15 protein-coding genes and 2 tRNA genes are annotated in these 20,705 nt (G+C 53.2%); 7 read left to right on the top strand and 10 right to left on the bottom strand.

All coding sequences use genetic code 11. The features are described from left to right. Window positions 1-9 precede the first annotated feature (9 nt). Complete coding sequence (fucR, locus tag OLG56_RS04300) at window positions 10-720, top strand: L-fucose operon activator (protein WP_000642330.1); 711 nt, start codon at window positions 10-12, stop codon at window positions 718-720. A 58-nt stretch (window positions 721-778) separates the two neighbouring features. Here fucR and rlmM read toward each other — a convergent pair whose 3' ends face one another. From rlmM to OLG56_RS04280, 4 genes are all read right to left on the bottom strand, one after another. Beyond that, window positions 779-1,879 carry a 23S rRNA (cytidine(2498)-2'-O)-methyltransferase RlmM gene (rlmM, locus tag OLG56_RS04295; RefSeq protein ID WP_001045494.1) on the bottom strand — a complete coding sequence of 367 codons (1,101 nt, stop codon included), beginning with the start codon at window positions 1,877-1,879 and terminating at the stop codon, window positions 779-781. Continuing rightward, window positions 1,872-2,267, bottom strand: coding sequence for a DUF423 domain-containing protein (locus OLG56_RS04290; protein ID WP_000203913.1), 396 nt, complete (start codon window positions 2,265-2,267; stop codon window positions 1,872-1,874). Before OLG56_RS04290 ends, rlmM begins: the two co-directional genes overlap by 8 nt. A gap of 18 nt (window positions 2,268-2,285) precedes the next feature. Continuing rightward, window positions 2,286-3,203: a glycine cleavage system transcriptional regulator GcvA gene (gcvA, locus tag OLG56_RS04285; RefSeq protein WP_000044409.1), complete on the bottom strand. Its 918-nt coding sequence runs from the start codon at window positions 3,201-3,203 to the stop codon at window positions 2,286-2,288. A 346-nt stretch (window positions 3,204-3,549) separates the two neighbouring features. Then, window positions 3,550-3,777 (bottom strand): YgdI/YgdR family lipoprotein, encoded by a 228-nt coding sequence (locus tag OLG56_RS04280; RefSeq protein WP_000750393.1) that lies wholly within the window; start codon window positions 3,775-3,777, stop codon window positions 3,550-3,552. A gap of 192 nt (window positions 3,778-3,969) precedes the next feature. Between OLG56_RS04280 and csdA the strand changes: the two genes are divergently transcribed. The 3 genes from csdA (at window position 3,970) to rarD (ending at window position 6,805) form a co-directional block, all read left to right on the top strand. Next, window positions 3,970-5,175 (top strand): cysteine desulfurase CsdA, encoded by a 1,206-nt coding sequence (csdA, locus tag OLG56_RS04275; RefSeq protein ID WP_000991052.1) that lies wholly within the window; start codon window positions 3,970-3,972, stop codon window positions 5,173-5,175. Then, window positions 5,175-5,618 (top strand): cysteine desulfurase sulfur acceptor subunit CsdE, encoded by a 444-nt coding sequence (csdE, locus tag OLG56_RS04270; RefSeq protein WP_000184198.1) that lies wholly within the window; start codon window positions 5,175-5,177, stop codon window positions 5,616-5,618. Before csdA ends, csdE begins: the two co-directional genes overlap by 1 nt. A gap of 299 nt (window positions 5,619-5,917) precedes the next feature. Continuing rightward, window positions 5,918-6,805 (top strand): EamA family transporter RarD, encoded by an 888-nt coding sequence (rarD, locus tag OLG56_RS04265; protein WP_077906266.1) that lies wholly within the window; start codon window positions 5,918-5,920, stop codon window positions 6,803-6,805. Between the two features lie 51 nt (window positions 6,806-6,856). Here the strand turns inward: rarD and tcdA are convergent, their stop codons facing one another. Continuing rightward, window positions 6,857-7,663, bottom strand: a complete 807-nt coding sequence (gene tcdA / locus OLG56_RS04260) for a tRNA cyclic N6-threonylcarbamoyladenosine(37) synthase TcdA (protein ID WP_023136655.1) — start codon at window positions 7,661-7,663, stop codon at window positions 6,857-6,859. Between the two features lie 108 nt (window positions 7,664-7,771). After that, a complete protein-coding gene (gene mltA, locus OLG56_RS04255; protein WP_000678621.1) occupies window positions 7,772-8,869 on the bottom strand; it encodes a murein transglycosylase A in 1,098 nt (365 codons plus the stop codon). 207 nt (window positions 8,870-9,076) lie between these two features. On the opposite strand from mltA, the gene OLG56_RS04250 reads away from it, so the two are divergent. Together OLG56_RS04250 and OLG56_RS04245 are read left to right on the top strand one after the other, a co-directional pair. Further along, a tRNA-Met gene (locus tag OLG56_RS04250) sits at window positions 9,077-9,153 on the top strand. 29 nt (window positions 9,154-9,182) lie between these two features. Further along, window positions 9,183-9,259, top strand: a tRNA-Met gene (locus OLG56_RS04245). Window positions 9,260-9,368: 109 nt separating this feature from the next. On the opposite strand, the gene amiC is transcribed toward OLG56_RS04245, so the two are convergent. Further along, window positions 9,369-10,622 carry an N-acetylmuramoyl-L-alanine amidase AmiC gene (gene amiC, locus OLG56_RS04240; RefSeq protein WP_023212730.1) on the bottom strand — a complete coding sequence of 418 codons (1,254 nt, stop codon included), beginning with the start codon at window positions 10,620-10,622 and terminating at the stop codon, window positions 9,369-9,371. A 232-nt stretch (window positions 10,623-10,854) separates the two neighbouring features. Between amiC and argA the strand changes: the two genes are divergently transcribed. Continuing rightward, the gene (gene argA, locus OLG56_RS04235) at window positions 10,855-12,186 is read left to right on the top strand and encodes an amino-acid N-acetyltransferase (RefSeq protein ID WP_031601835.1); all 1,332 of its coding nucleotides are present in this window, start codon (window positions 10,855-10,857) and stop codon (window positions 12,184-12,186) included. A 102-nt stretch (window positions 12,187-12,288) separates the two neighbouring features. Here argA and recD read toward each other — a convergent pair whose 3' ends face one another. Genes recD through ptrA form a run of 3 tightly spaced genes read right to left on the bottom strand, consistent with a single transcriptional unit; the run spans window position 12,289 to window position 20,547 of the window. After that, on the bottom strand, window positions 12,289-14,124 hold the full coding sequence (recD, locus tag OLG56_RS04230; RefSeq protein ID WP_207011546.1) for an exodeoxyribonuclease V subunit alpha: 1,836 nt from the start codon (window positions 14,122-14,124) through the stop codon (window positions 12,289-12,291). Further along, on the bottom strand, window positions 14,121-17,666 hold the full coding sequence (gene recB / locus OLG56_RS04225; RefSeq protein ID WP_001000548.1) for an exodeoxyribonuclease V subunit beta: 3,546 nt from the start codon (window positions 17,664-17,666) through the stop codon (window positions 14,121-14,123). Before recB ends, recD begins: the two co-directional genes overlap by 4 nt. Beyond that, window positions 17,659-20,547 carry a pitrilysin gene (gene ptrA / locus OLG56_RS04220; RefSeq protein WP_001607828.1) on the bottom strand — a complete coding sequence of 963 codons (2,889 nt, stop codon included), beginning with the start codon at window positions 20,545-20,547 and terminating at the stop codon, window positions 17,659-17,661. The genes recB and ptrA overlap by 8 nt, the downstream gene beginning before the upstream one ends. Window positions 20,548-20,705 lie beyond the last annotated feature (158 nt).

Here is a 20,705-nt window from a genome sequence, read left to right as displayed (position 1 = left end):
GTGAGAAAAATGAAAGCGGCACGCCAACAAGCGATAGTCGATCTGCTGATCAATCATAAAAGTCTGACCACCGAAGCGCTGGCCACCCGGCTTAACGTCAGTAAAGAGACCATCCGCCGCGATCTCAGTGAACTACAGACGCAGGGAAAAGTGCTGCGTAATCACGGACGAGCTAAATATATTCATCGTGAAAATCAGGACAGCGGCGATCCATTCCATATCCGCCTGAAAAGCCATTATGCGCATAAAGCCGATATTGCCCGTGAAGCGTTAGCGTGGATAGAAGAAGGAATGACGATTGCGCTGGATGCCAGTTCAACCTGCTGGTATCTGGCCCGCCAGTTGCCGGATATTCCCATTCAGGTTTTTACCAATAGCCATCCTATCTGTCAGGAGCTGGGAAAACGCGAACGCATTGCGCTGATAAGTTCCGGCGGCCAGCTTGAACGTAAATATGGCTGTTACGTTAATCCGTCGCTTATCTCACAGCTAAAATCGCTTGATATCGATCTGTTCATCTTTTCCTGCGAGGGGATCGACGGCGGCGGCGATCTGTGGGACTCCAATGCGATCAACGCCGATTTTAAATCTATCCTGCTCAGGCGCGCCTCGCAGTCTTTGCTATTGATTGATAAAAGTAAATTTAATCGTTCAGGAGAGGCGCGCATCGGCCATCTGGATGACGTGACGCATATTGTTTCAGATGCGCCGCAGTCATAGGCCGGATAAGCGTGCGCCATCCGGCGCTGATGACGCGCCGGATGACGGCAGCGCGTTTTTACCGCTCGTCGCGACGTCCGCCAACAGCCGCCCACAACCGACGCACGTGTACCGTCACTTCTTCGCGATCGTGATAAAGCTGACGCGCCTGGATCTGCGCATTAACGCCATGCTCATCCAACTGCGCCTGAAGATACGCCAGGTTATGCGACACCTCTTCATAGCGTTTTTTCATCGGCAGTTTAAGGTTAAAAATCGTCTCCCGACACCAGCCGTTCACCAGCCACTGCGCCATTAACGCGGTGACTTTGGCCGGCTTCTCCACCATATCGCAGACCATCCATGAAATATTATTCCGGTTCGGACGGTACCTGAAGCCATCCTCACGCAACCAGGTCACCTGTCCGGTGTCCATCAGGCTTTGCGCCATCGGGCCGTTATCTACGGAGTAGACCCACATATTGCGCTTCACTAACTGGTACGTCCATCCGCCGGGACAGGCGCCCAAATCCACCGCATACATGCCGTTCGCCAGACGTTCATCCCACTCATCTTCCGGGATGAAAACGTGGAGCGCCTCTTCCAGTTTCAGCGTTGAGCGGCTCGGCGCATCAGACGGAAACTTCAAACGCGGGATGCCCATATAAAACGGTGAATTGTTATGCGCGAACGAATAACCGGTATAGCAGCATCCTGGCGCGATAAAAAAGACATGAACGACCGGACGCTTCGGCGTTTCATAATTCGTCAATACGCCCGCATCACGCAAAGCCGCGCGCAGCGGCACCGTAAATTTGCGGCAGAACTTCATCAGTTCTTTACTTTCATTGGTGTCGGCGACTTCAACCCGCAGCTCGCCGCCCTTTTCCACTACGCCCTGCAACATGCCGACAATCGGCGTAATTCTGTCTTCCGGCGGTAAATGTTGCAGCAGTTCACCCACCACAAACCACTGGCGGGCGAAAATCAGCGAACTGAACGGCAGTTCTGAAATCAGCTTTTCGCCATCTTCCGGCTGGTAGCATTCATAAATGACATAGCCTGCGTTCTCTTTTACGCGTGCAAAACCAAATATTTCCCGTTTTCCCGCCTTATCGGTAATTTCTGCAGCGCACTCTTTTTCAAACCCCGGACGGCAGAGCAATACAACTTTATTCATGGCTCGCGCCCTTACGTTTCATACGAATGGCGCCAATCAGTAATAGCGCCCAGCCCACCAGGAAACTGACGCCGCCGACAGGCGTGATATACGCCCACAAGCGCAGATGCGAAAGCGCAAGGCAGTACAGACTGCCGCTAAACAGCACCGTGCCCAGCGCCAGAAAAACGCTGCTCCAGTAAAACCAGATGCTGATACGGCGCTGCATCGCCACCGCCAGGCCAAAGATCGCCAGCGTATGGAACGCCTGATATTGCAGGCCGGTCTGAATCCAGCCCATTTCAACCACGCCCAGGGTTTTACTCAAAACATGCGCCCCGAACGCGCCCAGAGCAACGTAAATAAAACCGCTGATAGCGGCGACAATCAGCATAAAACGGCTGGTCATGGTCATACCCTAAGTTAATTATTGTTCGTAACGAAAACGGAATTTTTCTTGCTCCGTCGCCGCCTTCGCCAAAATCCACTGACGGAAGGCGGCTATTTTACCCAGTTCTGCCTGGCTGTCATGACAAACCAGATAAAAAGCATTCTTACTCACCAGAACATCGTTAAATGGACACACCAGTCGCCCGGCTTCAATTTCCGACTGCGCCATAACATTATTCGCCAGCGCGATCCCCTGTCCGTGAATAGCGGCCTGTAACACCATCGCGCTGTGGCTAAATATCGGCCCTTGCTGAACGTTAATATGGTTGAGCCCTAACTGACGAGTATAGGCCTGCCAGTCACGCCGGGAAGCATCGTGCAATAACGTGTGTTTCGCCAGATCTTCCGGCGTTTTTAACGGTTTTTCGCCTGTGAGCAATAAAGGAGAACAGACGGGCAGTAAATATTCTGCGTATAATTTTTCGACGCGCAAGCCCGGCCAGTTTCCCCGGCCATAAAAAATCGCGACATCGACATCGTCTGCCAGTTTATCTTCCTGACGGTCAACGGCTTGTATCCGAACGTCAATTCCCGGATAAGCTGAGTTAAAGCTGGAGAGTCTGGGCACCAGCCACTGGATGGCAAAACTGGGCGGTAAACTCACCGTCAGCGCCCCTTTGGCACTGCGCGCCTGGAGCTTACGCGTTGCTTCCGTGAGCTGGGAAAATATCTCTTTAATGTCGAGAAAATAGCTTTGGCCTTCTTCCGTCAGCAGCAGCGAACGATTGCGGCGGCGGAACAGTTTTAGCCCCAAAAAATCCTCAAGTGACTTAATTTGGTGGCTTACTGCGGCCTGCGTCACAAAAAGTTCTTCCGCTGCTCGCGTAAAGCTCAAATGGCGCGCGGCAGCATCAAAAACGCGTAACGCATTTAAAGGAGGTAATCGTTTTGACATGGCCTCTGGACTTAATGTCGAATGAATTTAACAAATAGGTAACAATATGTAACCTATTAGTTTTTTTAATCTGAGACATTATAAATTGTCCGTTGAGGTTCTACCAGCAAATACCTATAGTGGCGGCACTTCCTGAGCCGGAACGAAAAGTTTTATCGGAATGCGTGTTCTGATGGGCTTTTGGCTTACGGTTGTGATGTTGTGTTGTTGTGTTTGCAATTGGTCTGCGATTCAGACCACGGTAGCGAGACTACCCTTTTTCACTTCCTGTACATTTACCCTGTCTGTCCATAGTGATTAATGTAGCACCGCCATATTGCGGTGCTTTTTTTTGTATAACAAAGGGTTAGTTTTCCAGAGCCACCATCTCTTTCACGTCAGTACGATTGATCTGCTGTTTGTTGCCATTAGCGTCTTTATACGAAATCATACCGGTATCGTTATCGGTCTGGGGTTTACCGTCGGTCACAATGCTACGTCCATCATTGGTGTGCATAACGTAATTAGGACCGGAACAGGCGCTCAGGGCAAAAGTCAGCATACATGCAGAGATAATTGCGGCAGTCTTTTTCATCTTCTTCTCCTTAAAGCTGTTTGTGCTATTTAAAGCGGACTCCGTAACAGGCTTAAACATTCGCCTAACATTATTCAGCATAACCTCCTTTACATAATTCGCCAGGATATACAGACGATTCCGATGGTTAGGACAAACCTTGTATCAGCCGCGCTTTTACGCCACGATCGGTAAACTGAACCGAGGAATATCATGAACGCTTTTAATCCCACGCAGTTTCGCGCGCAGTTTCCCGCGCTAGCCGATGCGGGTGTTTATCTCGATAGCGCCGCCACGGCATTAAAGCCACAGGCAGTCATTGACGCCACGCACCAGTTTTATTGTTTGAGCGCCGGTAACGTTCATCGTAGCCAGTTTGCACAGGCGCAGCGCCTGACGGCGCAATATGAAGCGGCCAGAGCAAAAGCAGCGCGACTGTTAAACGCGCCCGATGAAAAAAGTATCGTCTGGACTCGCGGCACCACCGAAGCGATCAACATGGTGGCGCAGTGTTACGCCCGTCCTCGTCTGCGCCCCGGCGATGAAATTATCGTTAGCGTCGCCGAGCATCACGCCAACCTTGTGCCCTGGCTGATGGTGGCGCAACAAACCGGCGCGCAGGTCATAAAACTGCCGCTTAATGACCGACGTCTTCCTGATGTTGAGCGTCTGCCGGAACTGATCACGTCGCGCAGCCGGATTCTGGCGCTGGGGCAAATGTCGAACGTAACGGGCGGCTGCCCGGATCTCGCAAGCGCTATCAGCGCCGCTCACGCGGCGGGAATGGTAGTGATGGTAGATGGCGCGCAAGGCGCGGTACACTTCCCGGCGGATCTCCAGCAGCTTGATATCGATTTTTATGCTTTTTCCGCTCACAAACTGTATGGCCCGACCGGTATCGGCGTGCTGTACGGTAAGCCGGAGCTTCTTGAGGCGATGTCGCCCTGGCTCGGCGGCGGCAAGATGATCCGTGACGTTAGCTTTGAAGGCTTCACCACTCAAAGCGCTCCCTGGAAACTGGAAGCGGGGACGCCGAACGTCGCCGGGGTCATCGGCCTGAGCGCTGCGCTGGAATGGCTGTCCGATATCGATATTGAACAGGCCGAAAACTGGAGCCGCGGGCTGGCGACGCTGGCGGAAGACGCACTGGCGAAACGTCCGGGCTTTCGTTCGTTCCGCTGCCAGGACTCCAGCCTGCTGGCCTTTGATTTTGTCGGCGTGCACCACGGCGATATGGTGACGCTGCTGGCGGAATACGGTATTGCGCTCCGGGCCGGGCAACATTGCGCCCAGCCATTGCTGGCGGAACTTGGCGTCACAGGGACTCTGCGCGCCTCTTTTGCGCCGTATAATACCCAACATGATGTGGATGCGTTGGTTAACGCCGTTGACCGCGCGCTGGAACTGCTGGTGGATTAATGACAAACCCTCTTTATACCGGACACCCGTTCGGCACAACGGTAACGGAAGAGACGTTACGCGCTATCTTTCTCCCGCTGACCCAGTGGGAGGATAAATATCGTCAGTTGATTCTGTTAGGAAAACAGCTCCCCGCTCTGCCGGATGAATGCAAAGCGCAGGCGAAAGAGATAGCCGGCTGCGAGAACCGCGTCTGGCTGGGCTTTACCCGATCAGATAACGGAACGATGCACTTTTTCGGCGACAGTGAGGGGCGGATTGTCCGCGGCCTGCTGGCGGTATTGCTCACCGCGGTGGAAGGAAAAAACGCCGCCGAGCTGCAGGCTCGTTCACCGCTGGCGCTGTTTGATGAGCTGGGTTTACGCGCCCAGCTTAGCGCCTCACGCAGTCAGGGGCTGAACGCGCTGAGCGAAGCGATTGTTGCCGCAACGCATAAGGGTTGAAATAGCGTAAATATTCTGTCGCCTGACAGCGCCGTCCGCGGCGGTCAGGCGATGCAGATAAAATAATCCAGTCACTTTATTAGTTTCTGCATCAGATTTCCCTGATAAACATTCTTTTGATTTTTATCAGCTATCACAATGAAATTACAATGTTAGAATCCATGTTAAAACGGCGTGAAGATTTTAGAGTAAATAAAGCCACTTGATGTAGCGTAGCAGGAGAACTGGAAAATTCATACGCATCGGGTGAAGTTATAACAGGATATGGATAAGTGGAAAAATATCTGCGTAGCGGTACCATGTTTGTGGTACTGGCATTTATATTATGGGGGTTAACACCTTTATATTATCAATATTTATCAGGGGGAAATCTCGCACAAATATTGATATACCGGGTGTTCTGGTCAATTCCATTATTACTGGCAGTAAGATTGTTATTTCGGCAGCGAACGCGATTTCATGATGCCTGGAAAGATAAAAAATCTTTTTTCTTCTGCATGATCGCCGGACTTTTAATGATTGTCTCATGGTCATCTTTTATTTATGCGCTAACCCATCATCTGGTGCTTGATGCCAGCCTCGGCTATTTTATCAACCCGCTATTTGTTATTGCGCTGGGATGCATTTTTCTTAAAGAAAAACTGTCGTTGTTTCAGGCCATCGCCGTTTTTTCCGGTGTTTGTGGCCTGACTTTTCAAATTATCATGCTACGGCATTTCCCGGCGCTGGCGCTAACCATGGGATTATCATTTGCGCTATATGGCCTGGCACGAAAGTTTATACATTATGATGTGATGACATCGATAACGATTGAAACATTATGGGCATTGCCTGTCTCACTATTAATTTTTATCTTTAGCGATAGCGGGCCAATTATATCCGCTAATACTCCTTTCTTTTTGTATGTTATGACGGCGCCAGTGACAATCATTCCACTGGTATTATTTGCCATCGCGTTAAATCATACCTCGTTGATTGTCACCGGACTGGCGCAATATATAGAGCCGTCTTTACAGTTCTTACTTGCCATTATGATATTTGGCGAGCACATTAATTACGCGGAACTGCTCTGCTTTTGTGCAGTATGGTTCGGGTTGTTTCTATGCATATCTGAAAATTTATATTCCCATTATCTCCGCGCCCGTCTGAAACCGGTGTTCGGCAGGGTACAGCGCTTCTTTCGCTAACAAAGGGCGCAGGGCCGGATACGCGTCTGCGTGACACTCCGCCCCGTCCTTTTATTCTTGTCGCGCCGCTTTAGCCATGATCTTCTTCAGCGCATGGGAAACGGCGACAAAACCGAACGTTGCCGTCACCATCGTCGCCGCGCCGAAGCCAGAGGCGCAATCCATCCGTTTTGGCCCTTCTGCGATAGCTTTCATCGCGCATACGGAACCGTCCGCCTGTGGGTAAACCAGCGCTTCAGTGGAAAAAACGCAGTCCACGCCCAGTTTACCTTTACTGTTCTTCACTACGCCAAAATTATGTTTCAATCTCTCACGCAGTTTTGCCGCCAGCGGATCCTGGATGGTTTTCGCCAAATCAGCGACCTGGATTTGCGTCGGATCGATCTGCCCGCCTGCGCCGCCAGTGGTCACTAAAGGAACCTTATATCGGCGACAGTACGCAATCAGCGCGGCTTTTGGACGAACGCTGTCAATGGCGTCAATGACATAGGTAAAACCCGCGTCCATATAACCCGCCACATTATCCGGCGTGATGAAATCATCGATAACCGTTACCCGGCACTCCGGGTTAATTTGACGAATCCGTTCGGCCATCACTTCCGCTTTCGCCAACCCGACGTTATCACGCAACGCATGGATCTGACGGTTCGTATTGGTCACGCAGACATCGTCCATATCAATCAGCGTAATCGCGCCGATGCCCGTACGCGCCAGCGCCTCTGCCGCCCATGATCCCACCCCGCCGATTCCCACGACGCAGATATGCGCCTCAGCAAACCGCTGCAGCGCTTTTTCACCGTACAGACGCGCGGTGCCGCCAAAGCGTTGGCGCCAGGCATCACTTATCACCACTGACATATGACCTCAGAATAAAAAAGGTGAGGTTATTCCTCACCCCTGCTCACTATTTTCAGGCCCGATAGCGATCGCGTTATCGGGCAATCCGGATGTCGCAGAATACCACAATCAGCCGCTAAACACGTTACCGGCGCCCGGCGCGCTTTTTAACACCCAGACGCGACCATAGTGATTATACCATCCGGCACGATGCCCGGCATCCGGGCCAATCCCCTGGTAAATATCAAAGTGCTGGCCTTTAATCGCTCCGCCGACATCCAGTGCGACCATCAAACGTAGCTCATACTGACCGCTAAATTTACCGTTGTTATCCAGCAACGGTACTTCCGCCAACAAGGTCGTGCCAGGCGGAATGATGCTGCGGTCGGAGGCGACGGATGCTCGCCCAATCAGCGGTACAGCGCTGGCACCTTTGACCGGCGCAAAAGATTGCGGCTTAAAGAAGACGAACGACGGGTTCTGCTCCAGTAATTCACGCACTTCCGCTTCGCTGTGCTTCTCTCCCCATTCGCGTATAGCCTGCATCGACATATCTTCTTTTTTCACTTCACCGCGATCGATAAGCACTTTACCAATACTGCGATAAGGCCAGCCGTTTTTACCGGCATAACTAAAGAAGTTCAGTGGACTACCGTCACCGAAATCAATATAGCCGCTGCCCTGGACATCCATAATAAAGTTATCCATCAGCGAATTACTCCAGGCCAGGATGTACTTATCGCTCAGCGCGCCTGCGTAGATCTGGGCGCGGGACGGTAAGCGCCCGCGTTTTGGCGGCATACTATAGATAGGGTACTGGAACGCGCCCTGGCGCGTATGGCGAGCCTGAACGACGGGCGTATAGTAGCCCGTGAACTGGACGTTACCGTAGTTGTCGGTGCCTTCCATCTGCCAGGCATCGATACCAAACTGACGCATAGTACGCGTATCGCCTCCGGAACGTAACCAGTTCTGGACAGCGTTATAGACGTTGCTTTGATTGGTGTATAAACGCGGCGACGCGGAACGGATCTGGTCGACCTGCTCGGCAAAGTCACCAGCATTAATCGGCGCACCCACTGCGTCCGGCTGGTTTACCAGGGAGAAGGGCTGGGTAAATTTCCCGTCCTTATATTGCTGACCGCGATCGGTCGGTTTTGATGAACAGGCAGCCAGCATTGCCAGCATTACGCCTGTCGCCACATATTTTGCCCAACGTCCTTTCATGGTGTCTCGTCTTCTGCGTAATCGAAAGTGCCCGGTGAAGATAACAAACCGTCCGAAGTAATGAAATGCGATCGCGATCTCATTATGTAAATTCGTTTAAAAATCGCGCTATCTGCGGTGTATTTGCGCAATTCATGAGAAATTAGCGATTTATATGAAAAAAGGGTTGCAACAAAAGCTCAGCGGAGTATAGTGCGCATCCACGGACGCGGGGTGGAGCAGCCTGGTAGCTCGTCGGGCTCATAACCCGAAGGTCGTCGGTTCAAATCCGGCCCCCGCAACCAATTACAATGAGAATGCAAGTTTAGACGGACGCGGGGTGGAGCAGCCTGGTAGCTCGTCGGGCTCATAACCCGAAGGTCGTCGGTTCAAATCCGGCCCCCGCAACCAACTTAATGAACACCCTTACGGGTGTTTTTTTGTATCTGTCGTCTGGTCCGCAACAACAGTGCGGGCAGCATCCTACTTACCCGCGCAATAAACTCGCCGTCATCTCAGGTTAACTTCTTCTCGCCAGCGTCGCCCCATCGGCAAAATACGCTTTAATGCCCGCCAGAATCGACTCTGCGACCTGTTGCTGGAACGTCGCGGTCTTGAGCTTGCGTTCTTCTTCAATGTTACTGATAAACGCCGTCTCGACCAGAATAGACGGAATATCGGGCGCCTTTAACACCGCAAACCCCGCCTGCTCGACCTTGTTTTTATGCAGGTCATTAATTTTACCAAGCTGCTTCAACACCGCTTTACCGAATTTCAAACTATCGGCAATGGTCAGCGATTGCACCATATCGAACATCGTATGGTCGACATAACGGTCACCGCTTTTGCTCACGCCGCCAATTAAGTCCGAGGCGTTCTGCGTTTGCGCCAGATATTTCGCCGCAGTACTGGTGGCGCCTTTGGTCGATAGCGCGAATACGGATGAACCGCTAGGCTGCCGGCTGGTGAAGGCATCCGCATGAATAGAAACAAACAGGTCGGCGCGCTGTTTCTGCGCTTTCGCCACCCGGACTTTTAACGGAATGAAGATGTCTTCATTGCGCGTCATATAGACCTTCATGTTGCCTTCTTTTTCGATCAACGCGCGCAGGCGGCGGGCTATCTGGAGCACCACGTCTTTTTCACGCGTTTTGTATTTGCCTATCGCACCGGGGTCTTCGCCGCCGTGTCCCGGATCAAGCATAATGACAATAGGACGATCGCGCCCCGCTTTACCGGGCTGCGGCCCGCTTTGCGAAGGCGGCACCTGTTTATCCAGATCGCCTTTATTGTAGTCTTCCAGCAGCGCCAGCAGCGGATCCTGCATATCCTGCGCATTGACAGGATAAAGATCCATCACCAGACGTTCTTTAAAGCCTGCCACAGGCGCCAGCGCAAATAGCTGCGGCTTCACGTTTTGTTTTAGCTCAAAGACCATACGCACAGTCTTAGGATCAAACTGCCCTACCCTTGCGGATTTGATATACGGATCGTCGCTGCGAATCTGCGCGCCAATGCCTTTAAGCACCGAGTTCAGATTCACATCCTCAATATCTACCACCACGCGGTCCGGGTTACTTAAGGCAAATTGTTTATATTTCAGCAGACGATTCGACTCTACCGTGACGCGGGTATAGCTGGACGCAGGCCAGATACGCACCGCAACGACCTGGCTTACGGCAGCCAGCCCGACCTGGCTCACGCTTAATAGCCACATGGCGCCCGCGCCTTGTAGTAAACGGCGACGGCTGATTGCTGAATTGGCTCCCGACATGCTTCTCCCGAGCAAAAACTAAATAGAGATCATACAAAGTTCATCCAAATTGACCGGAAACTTTAGCGAATGACGCATAATCTGTCATCTATAAAAGGGTAAACATTCTTTTTATATTCACGGCATTACTAAGAAAAGCGATCGGACCGCATAAAATTTACGCTTGCACAGAGGGCAAAAACAGAATAAAAATACACTAATTTCGAATAATAATTCACTAGTGGGGCGCGCAATGATAAAGGAACGTAAAACCGAACTGGTAGAAGGGTTTCGCCATTCAGTTCCCTATATCAACACCCATCGCGGAAAAACCTTTGTCATTATGCTCGGCGGCGAAGCCATTGAGCATGACAATTTTTCCAGCATCGTTAGCGATATCGGGCTACTGCATAGCCTCGGTATTCGCCTTGTCGTGGTGTATGGCGCGCGACCACAAATCGACGCCAATCTGGCCGCGCATCATCATGAACCGATTTACCACAAAAACACGCGGGTGACGGACGCCAAAGCACTGGAGCTGGTGAAACAGGCCGCCGGTTTACTCCAGCTTGATATTACCGCCCGTCTGTCGATGAGTCTGAACAATACGCCGTTGCAGGGCGCGCACATTAATGTCGTCAGCGGCAATTTCACCATTGCGCAGCCGCTGGGCGTTGATGATGGCGTGGACTACTGTCATAGCGGCCGTATCCGGCGCATTGATGAAGATGCGATCAACCGCCAGTTGGATAACGGCGCGATCGTTCTGATGGGGCCGGTCGCCGTCTCAGTGACCGGCGAAAGTTTTAATCTGACCTCAGAAGAGATTGCCACTCAACTCGCCGTTAAATTGAAAGCGGAAAAAATGATCGGTTTCTGTTCTTCTCAGGGCGTTACCAATAGCGAGGGCGGCATCATTTCTGAACTCTTCCCGAATGAAGCGCAGGCGCGGGTGGAAGAGTTGGAAGCGCAGGGCGATTACAACTCCGGTACCGTACGTTTTTTGCGCGGCGCGGTAAAAGCCTGTCGTAGCGGCGTTCGTCGTTGCCATCTGATCAGCTATCAGGAAGATGGCTCGCTATTACAGGAACTGTTCTCGCGTGATGGTATCGGTACGCAGATCGTCATGGAGAGCGCCGAGCAGATCCGCCGCGCCACCATCAACGATATTGGCGGTATTCTGGAGCTTATCCGCCCACTGGAACAGCAGGGCATTCTGGTACGCCGTTCCCGTGAACAACTGGAGATGGAGATCGATAAATTTACCATTATTCAGCGCGATAATATGACTATCGCCTGCGCGGCGCTGTATCCTTTTTTGGAAGAGAAAATAGGCGAAATGGCCTGCGTAGCGGTACATCCGGATTATCGCAGCTCATCGCGTGGAGAAGTGCTTCTGGAGCGGGTTGCCGCCCAGGCGCGGCAAATGGGGCTGAGTAAATTGTTTGTGCTGACGACGCGCAGTATTCACTGGTTCCAGGAGCGCGGTTTCACGCCTGTCGATATTGAGTTACTGCCTGAGAGCAAGAAAAAAATGTATAACTATCAGCGACGTTCAAAGGTGCTGATGGCGGATTTAGGATAACAAGAGGGGCCTGATGGCGCTGCGCTTATCAGGCCTACGCTCGAAAGCATCATTTGGAGGCCGGATAAGCCGCTACGCGTCGCCATCCGGCGAGAACTCGTCTTATCCGGTACGACTGACTTCATCAAATAAGGTGGCTAATCCGCTGCGCCGCTCCGTACGCGTCACAATCGCGCTTGCCAGGATCCGTTCATCGGCATACAGCGATAACCGCCGCCGCGCCCGCGTAACAGCGGTATACACCAGCTCCCGCGTCACGACCGGCGAACGCTGGCTGGGTAAAATCAGCGCGGCGTGATCAAATTCAGACCCCTGTGATTTATGTACCGTCATCGCCCAGGTTGTATCATGTTCCGGCAGACGGCTGGGCTGAACGGACTTGATGGTGCCGTCCGGCATCACAAACCAGACGCGTAACCCCTGTCCGCGATCGAGCGCAATACCAATATCGCCGTTAAATAACCCCAGCGCGCTATCGTTGCGCGCAATCATTACCGGACGCCCTTCATACCAGCGAGAATGCGGGTGCCGCTGAATTTTTCGTTGCTGCACCATCGCCTGCTCAATGCGGTCATTCAATCCCCTCACGCCAAATGGGCCTTCGCGCAGCGCGCAAAGCAGTTGATACTCATTGAAAGCCTGAAGGATTGCCTCCGGCGCCGCTTTTTCATGCAGCAACCGCAGGTAGCGCCCATAGCCCGCCAGCGCTTCATCCAGCATCCCGGCATAATCGTCGCTGCTTTGCAATGTACGCTTCTCTATATCGCTAAACCCCTGCTGAAAAACAGCCTGGATTGCCGATCTGTCGCCGCAGTTAATTGCCGCCGCCAGCTTGCCGATACCAGAATCGCTGCCGAAACGGTAGCTCTTTTGCAACAAACAGAGGCTATCGCGTAAAGACGCGGCTTGCGTTCCGGCCCCCGCCGGAATGGCGCTCCCTGTTAGTCGACTTAGCTGTCGGGCGCGTTCCGCCGTAAACCCTGCGTTGACATAGGCGCAAATATCGCCCAACACAGCGCCCGCCTCCACGGATGCCAACTGATCGCGATCGCCAAGAAAAATGACCCGCCCGTGCGGCGGCAGAGCGTCAATCAAACGTGACATCATCGGCAAATCAATCATTGATGCTTCATCGACCACCAGCACGTCCAGATGCAGCGGGTTGCCCGCATGATGGCGTAATCGCTGGCTGCCGGGCTGTGCGCCCAGCAGTCGGTGCAGCGTACTGGCGTCCTCCGGTATACGCTTTTTCTGCGCATCGGTAAGAGGAAGCTGACGCAACGCCGCGCCGAGCGACTCCGTCAGGCGTGCGGCCGCTTTCCCGGTCGGCGCCGCCAGCCGGATACGGCAACGTTCGCCATCCGCCATTTGAATTAATGCCGCCAGCAGCTTCGCGACGGTGGTGGTTTTACCGGTGCCGGGACCGCCTGCAATCACGGAGATACGGCGAGTTAGCGCTACGGCGGCGGCCACCTTTTGCCAGTTCACCTCGTCTGTCGGAGGGAATAGCGCGTCCAGAATACGGGATAACTGATCTTCATCTACGGCGATGGCCTGGTTAAACTCGTTAAAAAAGCGCGCAACCGTACGCTCGTTGCACCACATGCGATTCAGGTAGAGGCGATCGCCGCACAGAATTAACGGCGCGGGGCTATCGCCGCAGCTAACCGCCGCAGACGCCAGTAACCGCTTTTTCCAGTCAATTGGCGTAGCCGTTTCGCTTATCCAGGCGACCAGTAAGGGATGCGCCTCCTCCGTTAACGTTAAACGCGACAACGGCAGACACACGTGACCTTCACCTGCGTCATGACTAAGCAGCGCTGCCGCCAGCGTCACGGCGGGATCGTCGTTACCGGCGACGGTTAAAGCAAACTGGGCATCAATGGGCCGTAAGAGTTTTTGTTCAACGGCCTCCAGCAACCGCTCCTGGATTGTCATTGCGCCTCCTCACTCATTTCACCTGCAAACATATCATCCAGTTGGTTAATTAACGCCGCCGCAGGACGAGTGGTAAAAATACCCTGCTGCGGACGTTCGCTATCCACCCCGCGTAAAAAGAGATAGATGACGCCGCCGAAATGGCGTTCATAGTCGTAATTCGCCATTCGATGACGAAGGTAACGATGCAATGCCAGCGTATAAAGCTGGTACTGCAAATCATAGCGATGCGCCTGCATCGCCGCAGCCATCGCCGTCTGGGTATAAGCGGCGCTATCCTCGCCCAGCCAGTTAGATTTATAGTCGAGCAGGTAATAGCGCCCCTCATAACGGAACACCAGGTCGATAAAGCCCTTTAACATGCCGCGAACCTGCATGAAATCCAGCGCAGGGCAACCTGCTGAAAGCGGGTCGTATCGACGAATCAACGCATCCAGCTCTCCGGCGGTAAGCGGCTGGGCAATCGGCAGATAAAACTCCATTTCGACCTGTTTTTCACGCTCGGTCAGCACGCTCAGACTAACGCCCGTCTCGTTAAGGGGAACGTGTAACACGGTGTCCAGCCAGCGGGTAAGTACGGGCTCCCATCGCGTTTCAAAACCACTCAGCTCCAGTTTTTCCTGTACCCATTGGGGGTCTATCGGTTGAGTAAAATCAAGCTCTTCAAACAGGCTGTGCAAAAATGTTCCCGGCGATGCCCCGCGAGGAAAGTGATGCGGCGTCATTGCCGGCGCTTCCGCCGCTTCGCCAACGCCTGCGGCGTCAATGTCGAGACGAGGAATAAGATCTTGCGCCACGCTATGTCCCCGCTGCTGCAAACCGGAATAACTGGTAACGCGCCAGCTATCATAAAGCAGACGTTGCAGCGTTCTGGCGCTGAGTTCCGCGTGCGATGCAGCGGCAATTTGCCAGCGGTCGTTATCCGTACTGCCTGGCGTTCGACACACGATATCCTCGTCGCATAGCGCCTCAATACAGGCGCGAAGGCCTGCGGCATCCATCGGTTCGCCTTTTTGCAGGAGTCGCCCAAGCGCGCTTTGGTGCACATCCGTCTCGCCTTTCTTATCGCTGCGACGCCGCACCAACGGCGCGACGCCGAGGCTGCAATGCCACACTGCACGGGTCAGCGCGACATAAAGTAGGCGCAGATCTTCCGCCAGGCGTTCGGCTTCCGCCAGTGCTATGCTCTCTTCGGCGTGACTAAGGTCCAGCACCGCCTCGTAGGAGTGCCTGTCGTGATAAAAAGCCTGGTCCTGCACGCGGAAATGGGTGATAAAAGGTAACCAGACCAGCGGGTATTCCAGACCTTTCGATTTATGAATGGTGACGATTTGCACCAGATGCTTATCGCTTTCCAGACGTAGTTGCTGGCTGGAAGCATTGCTATCGGGTTCAAGGATATGTTGCGCCAGCCAACGCACCAGCGCATGTTCGCTTTCCAGCTGCGAACCGGCTTCCTGTAACAGTTCGCTAATATGCAGAATATCCGTCAGCCGACGTTCGCCTCCCGCTGTCGCCAACAGGTTTTCAGCAATATTGCGCGCCGACATTAGCGCGCGCAGCATAGGCATCACGCCGCGTTTATGCCAAATCTGCCGGTAGCCATCAAACTCTTCGACAACCGCATCCCACGCATTTTCATCATTGTTAAGCGTTTCGATATCCAGCGCGGTAAGGCCCATCATTGATGTCGCCAGAGCGCTACGTAGCGTATTCTCACGTTCGGGCGCCATCACCGCCTGCAACACCCACAGCATTTCCTGCGCTTCGAGCGTTTCGAATACGCTGTCGCGGTTAGAAAGATAGACGGAGGGGATCGCCAGTAAGGTCAGCGCATCCCGTATCAGCGCGGCCTCACGCCTGCTGCGCACCAGCACGCTGATATCCGAGGCGCGAACGGGCCGCGACGAATCGCCATTCGTCAGCAGCGCGTCGCCCGTTTGTCCGGCGCGCAGCCAGTCGCGAATTTGCGTGGCGCACACCTGCGCCATATAACTTTGATAATCGCCCGAACCGCAGCTTTCCCCCTCCATTAGCCACAGGGTCATCGCCGGTTGAGGCGCGTCATTCACTTTAAATTGCAGCGACTGGTTTCTGGGCGCAAACTTTACCGGACTGAAGGGAATATCGCGGAACATAAAGGCGTCGTTCATCTGACTGAACAGCTTGTTAACGCTATTCACCATCCCCGGCGCGGAGCGCCAGTTAGTGTCAAGCGTATAGTGCGCGCTCACTTCGCTGCGAGCCTTCATGTAGGTAAAGATATCCGCGCCACGAAACGCATAAATCGCCTGCTTAGGATCGCCAATCAGCAATAGCGCCGTATCGGGTTGATGTCGCCAGATACGGCGAAAAATACGGTACTGTTGTGGGTCGGTATCCTGAAATTCATCGATCATCGCCACCGGAAAACGGGTACGAATCGCCGTAGCCAGCGCCTCGCCGCTTTCACTACGCAGCGCGGTATCTAAACGGCTGAGCATATCGTCAAACCCCAGCTCGCCGCGCCGTCGTTTTTCCTGAGCCACCGTTTCACGGATCTCTGAGAGCGCTCGGGTAAGAACCAGATCTTTAATCGATAGCGGTTCGCCCAACAGGTTATCAATGGCGACAAACAATGGGTGCTGGGGCGTCACGCCGCCAGCTTTGGTGCGCTCAGCTAAAAAACGCTGTGAAAATTTTCCCAACGCCTCGGGTAATTGATAATTTTTGGTCTCTTCTTGCGCCCACGCGGTGATCTTTTCGATCCATTTCGCCTGATTGCCGCGGTTGAATTTTCTGCGATCGATGCCGGATGATTCGATTAGCGCGTCCAGCTCGCTAACCGCCTCACACCACTGCTGCTTCACCTGGTTGATGCGCGCCAGGATCTGTTCATGACGCGATGCCAGCGTCTCCTCCTGCGATGGCGGCGCTTTAATGACCGGCGCTTCGCCCTGCAGATAACGATCGATATCCTTTAAGAGCGCCTTCGGCCCCTTCCATACGTCAAACACCACCTGCGCGATGTCGCGCGGTAGCGGATAGCAATGACGCCGCCAGAAATCGGCGCAGGCCTGATAACGCAACAAAGATTCGTCTTCAATAAGCTGTTGCTCAAACAACATACCGGATTCGAAAGCGTTCAGGCTGAGCATACGCTGGCAAAAACCGTGGATGGTAAAAACCGCGGCCTCATCCATTTGTCGTTCCGCCAGTAATAACCACTGCGCGGCCTGCTTTTTGTCGCTAATTTCTTCCAGCAAGCGGGCATACAGCGGATTATCCGTGCTTTCTCGCAGACAGGCGATGCGCAACTCATGGATATTACTGCGAATTCGCCCACGCAGCTCTTCAGTGGCGGCCTCCGTAAAGGTTACCACCAGCAGTTCTTCAACGGTCAACGGACGGGGAAATGCGGCACTGCCGCCCAGACCGAGCAATAACCGCAGATACAGCGCCGCGATAGTAAACGTTTTGCCTGTGCCCGCTGATGCTTCAATCAGACGCTCGCCTGTCAGGGGCAAGCGCAGAGGATCAAGAGTCTCGGCGACATCATTCATTCTTTTCGCTCATTAGAGGTAACGTTTGCTGCAATGCGCTGACGTTATCCCACACTTTCCAGCCTGTCGGATGCACGTATTCTGCTTTTCCATTCTGGCTACCGGCAATCTGTGACAATATTGCCATACCTTGTGGTTCCACCACCGCCTGGTGGAAGAAGTCGGCAAGCTTTTGTGGCGTCAGCAATTTTATCTGAGCGATGATTTTATCACGCGAGTCAAAGCGCATATTACCCCGATCGAAATCCTTGCTTAAACGGGATGCTTCTTCGCCCAACGTTTGCGGCGCCTGGCGCATTTGCGTAATGATCGCCTGCTGAATTTGGGCGAACTCTTCCGGCTTCATCGCCCTCAGCTTCGCCTCGGCGTCAGGGAAAAATGCCTGATAGCGTTGCCACAGGTAAGAGGGCTGTTTATCGTTGCTCTGTAGCAGGAATCCCATTCCCCACTGACGGCCAACGCTCATCGGAAAGGCGAAAACGGCGTATCCCAGTTGCTCTTCGGTTCGTAGCTGATTGTAAAACCACGGTTGAACAATCTGACCTAACATCGCGCTGTAGGCGGCGCTGACGTACTCGTCGTAGCCGACCGGGACAAAGACCGCTGCTAACGCGGAGTCGGTGCTACTGCCCGCTTTTTCAAATATTACGGACTGCTTTTTCTCAACCACCACGTCTTTGTTGCGACACCACGCCGATCCGTTCGCCGCGAGCTGTTTTTGAACATCTTGCGCCAGAGAGGTCGCCTGGGCTTCGCTCATATTCCCTATAACCAGAAATTCCGGACGAGCGCCCGTTTTTAACGCATTACGATAGGCCATTACCTCTTTCAACGTAATGGACGGCAGCAAAGCGCGACGTTCATCACGGGAAAAATAAGGCACCTGCGAAATCATCTGCACCGGCATAATCGCCTGCTCGTAGGCTTTTCCCTTCTCCGCAGAATCCATCATCTGCGTATACCAGGATTTCGCCTGCGCCAGCTGTTCTTCCGTGGCGTCGTAGCTAAAATATCCTTCCAGCAACGCCAGGAAAAGCTGCGGCAAACGCTGGGTATAACCGTTCGCAGTGACCATCAGACCATTGTTGGCGTTAGTAGAAAAGCTAATGCCGCCCACTGCCGCCTGGTTGCTGAGCTGATCGAGCGCCATTCCCGCCAGATAATCATTAAGGGCGAACAGTACCTGATTGCGGGCGCTGTCCATCGCCTGCGGATTACGCAATACCACGCTCACGTCAGCTTTTGGCTCGCTGGCGAAATAACGACTCGGCGCATAAACCACGCGCAAATCCGCTTTATCGACAATCAGTTCTGGCCGCACGTAGTTTTTGTCATTCTTAACAAGCGTAAAATCATCAGGAATATAGGGGTTTAACTCCGGCAGCGACAACGCAATGCCCTGTGCTTTTTGCTGCCAGTTTTTAAACGTCTGTTCGCTAATCTTATCGACCTGATAAGGCGCATCCACAAAATACGCAATCTTATTATGGGGTTCCTGGGGACTGATGTACCAGATGCGCGCATTCTGCGGCGTCATCATCGCCAGGCGATTTTTGATAGCGGCAGGATCGTAACGATCGGCGATATTCGCCGCATCCAGCGTATGCGCTACCGGGACGCGGATCATAGTGTCCGCCAGCCATTCGACATAGTCCATATCGCGGGTAATCGACGGATAGCGGAAGTCGAGATCCAGCACATGCGCCAGCTCGTCAAAGTAACGTTTATCTATCCCTTTTTCACGTAACGTATTGAGATAGCTAAAGATAGCTGCGACGACTTCATCACGATTGGCCAAACCTTTATCGGTCAGCGTTGCCGAAATGGCAAATACGCCGCTGTTACCATTAACAATCGGATCGGAATCCGCGCTAATACCTTCGACCAGTCCTTGTTTTTGCAGCCAGTCAGAGAGCGTCCCCGGGCTACGATTGCCAATCAGATAAGAGACCAGTTCATCGGTCTTGCTGCGGAACTGCGCGCTATTGTTATCAATACGAAACTCCACGCGCAGCACTTTACGCGGTAGCGCCGGCACGTAATGAATAATGATGCCCTTCTGCGCCTCGGTGATGACAGGTACGTTAATTTCCGGTTTTTTAATCTGTTTATTCGGCACGCGACCATAGGTTGCGGCGGCAATACGCGCCAGTTCCGGCAAGGGTTTATTACTGTAAATCACCGCCTTCATCAGATTAGCTGAATAGTATTTTTCATGAAAAGCGATCAGCGCCTGTTGCACCGGATTGCCCGGCTTATCGCTTAGCGTTTCCAGATTGCCGCCTGAAAAGTGCGAGCCTGGATGCGCCGGGTTAATGGTTTCGGCGCTTACCTGCGCCATACGCATACCGTCGCGGGTGCGCGCCATCGTCAGCTCGGCATTCACCGCGTTTCGCTCGCGTTCGGCGTACTTTTTATCGAGCAATGGCGCGGCAATGGCGTCGGCCAGGCGATCTACGGCGCCTGGAAGCGCGTCGTTTTCAACCTCCAGGTAGAAGGCTGTTCGATAAGGCGCGGTGCTGGCGTTGTGGCTACCGCCATGTCTTTTAAGGTATTCGGCAAGGCTATCCGCCTGCGGATATTTTTTTGACCCCATCAGGCACATATGCTCAAGATAATGAGCAAGCCCTTGATGAGCCTCAGGATCTTCAAGCGATCCAACGGGCACCACTAACGCAGAAAGAGACTTTACAGCCTGCGGATCGGATACCAGCAACACCACCATGTCATTATCAAGACGTATCGCCTGATACTGCCGGGTATCTTTATCGCTTTTACGGATAGTTTCTTGCAGCGGTTGCCAACCGATATCCGCCTGAACTGCAGGCCCCCAGAGGGCGACCAATAACAATAACGCTTTGAACCAGGTGCTGCGGGGCATTCACGGACCTCATCATTAACTTTCATTCCCACTCATCTGTATGGTCACGTAAACCATCGACCTGAGCAGAACGGGATATTATTGTGCTGAACCAGGCAGCATCTTTTTATCAGTAATCAGTCCGTGACGAAGAGCGCATCATAGTCGAAGCCTTTTAA

The organism is Salmonella sp. 2018103 (assembly GCF_026247685.1).
Classification (GTDB): domain Bacteria; phylum Pseudomonadota; class Gammaproteobacteria; order Enterobacterales; family Enterobacteriaceae; genus Salmonella; species Salmonella enterica.
Note: the sequence above shows the minus strand (reverse complement) of the source record. Positions and strands in the feature narration are given on the sequence as shown.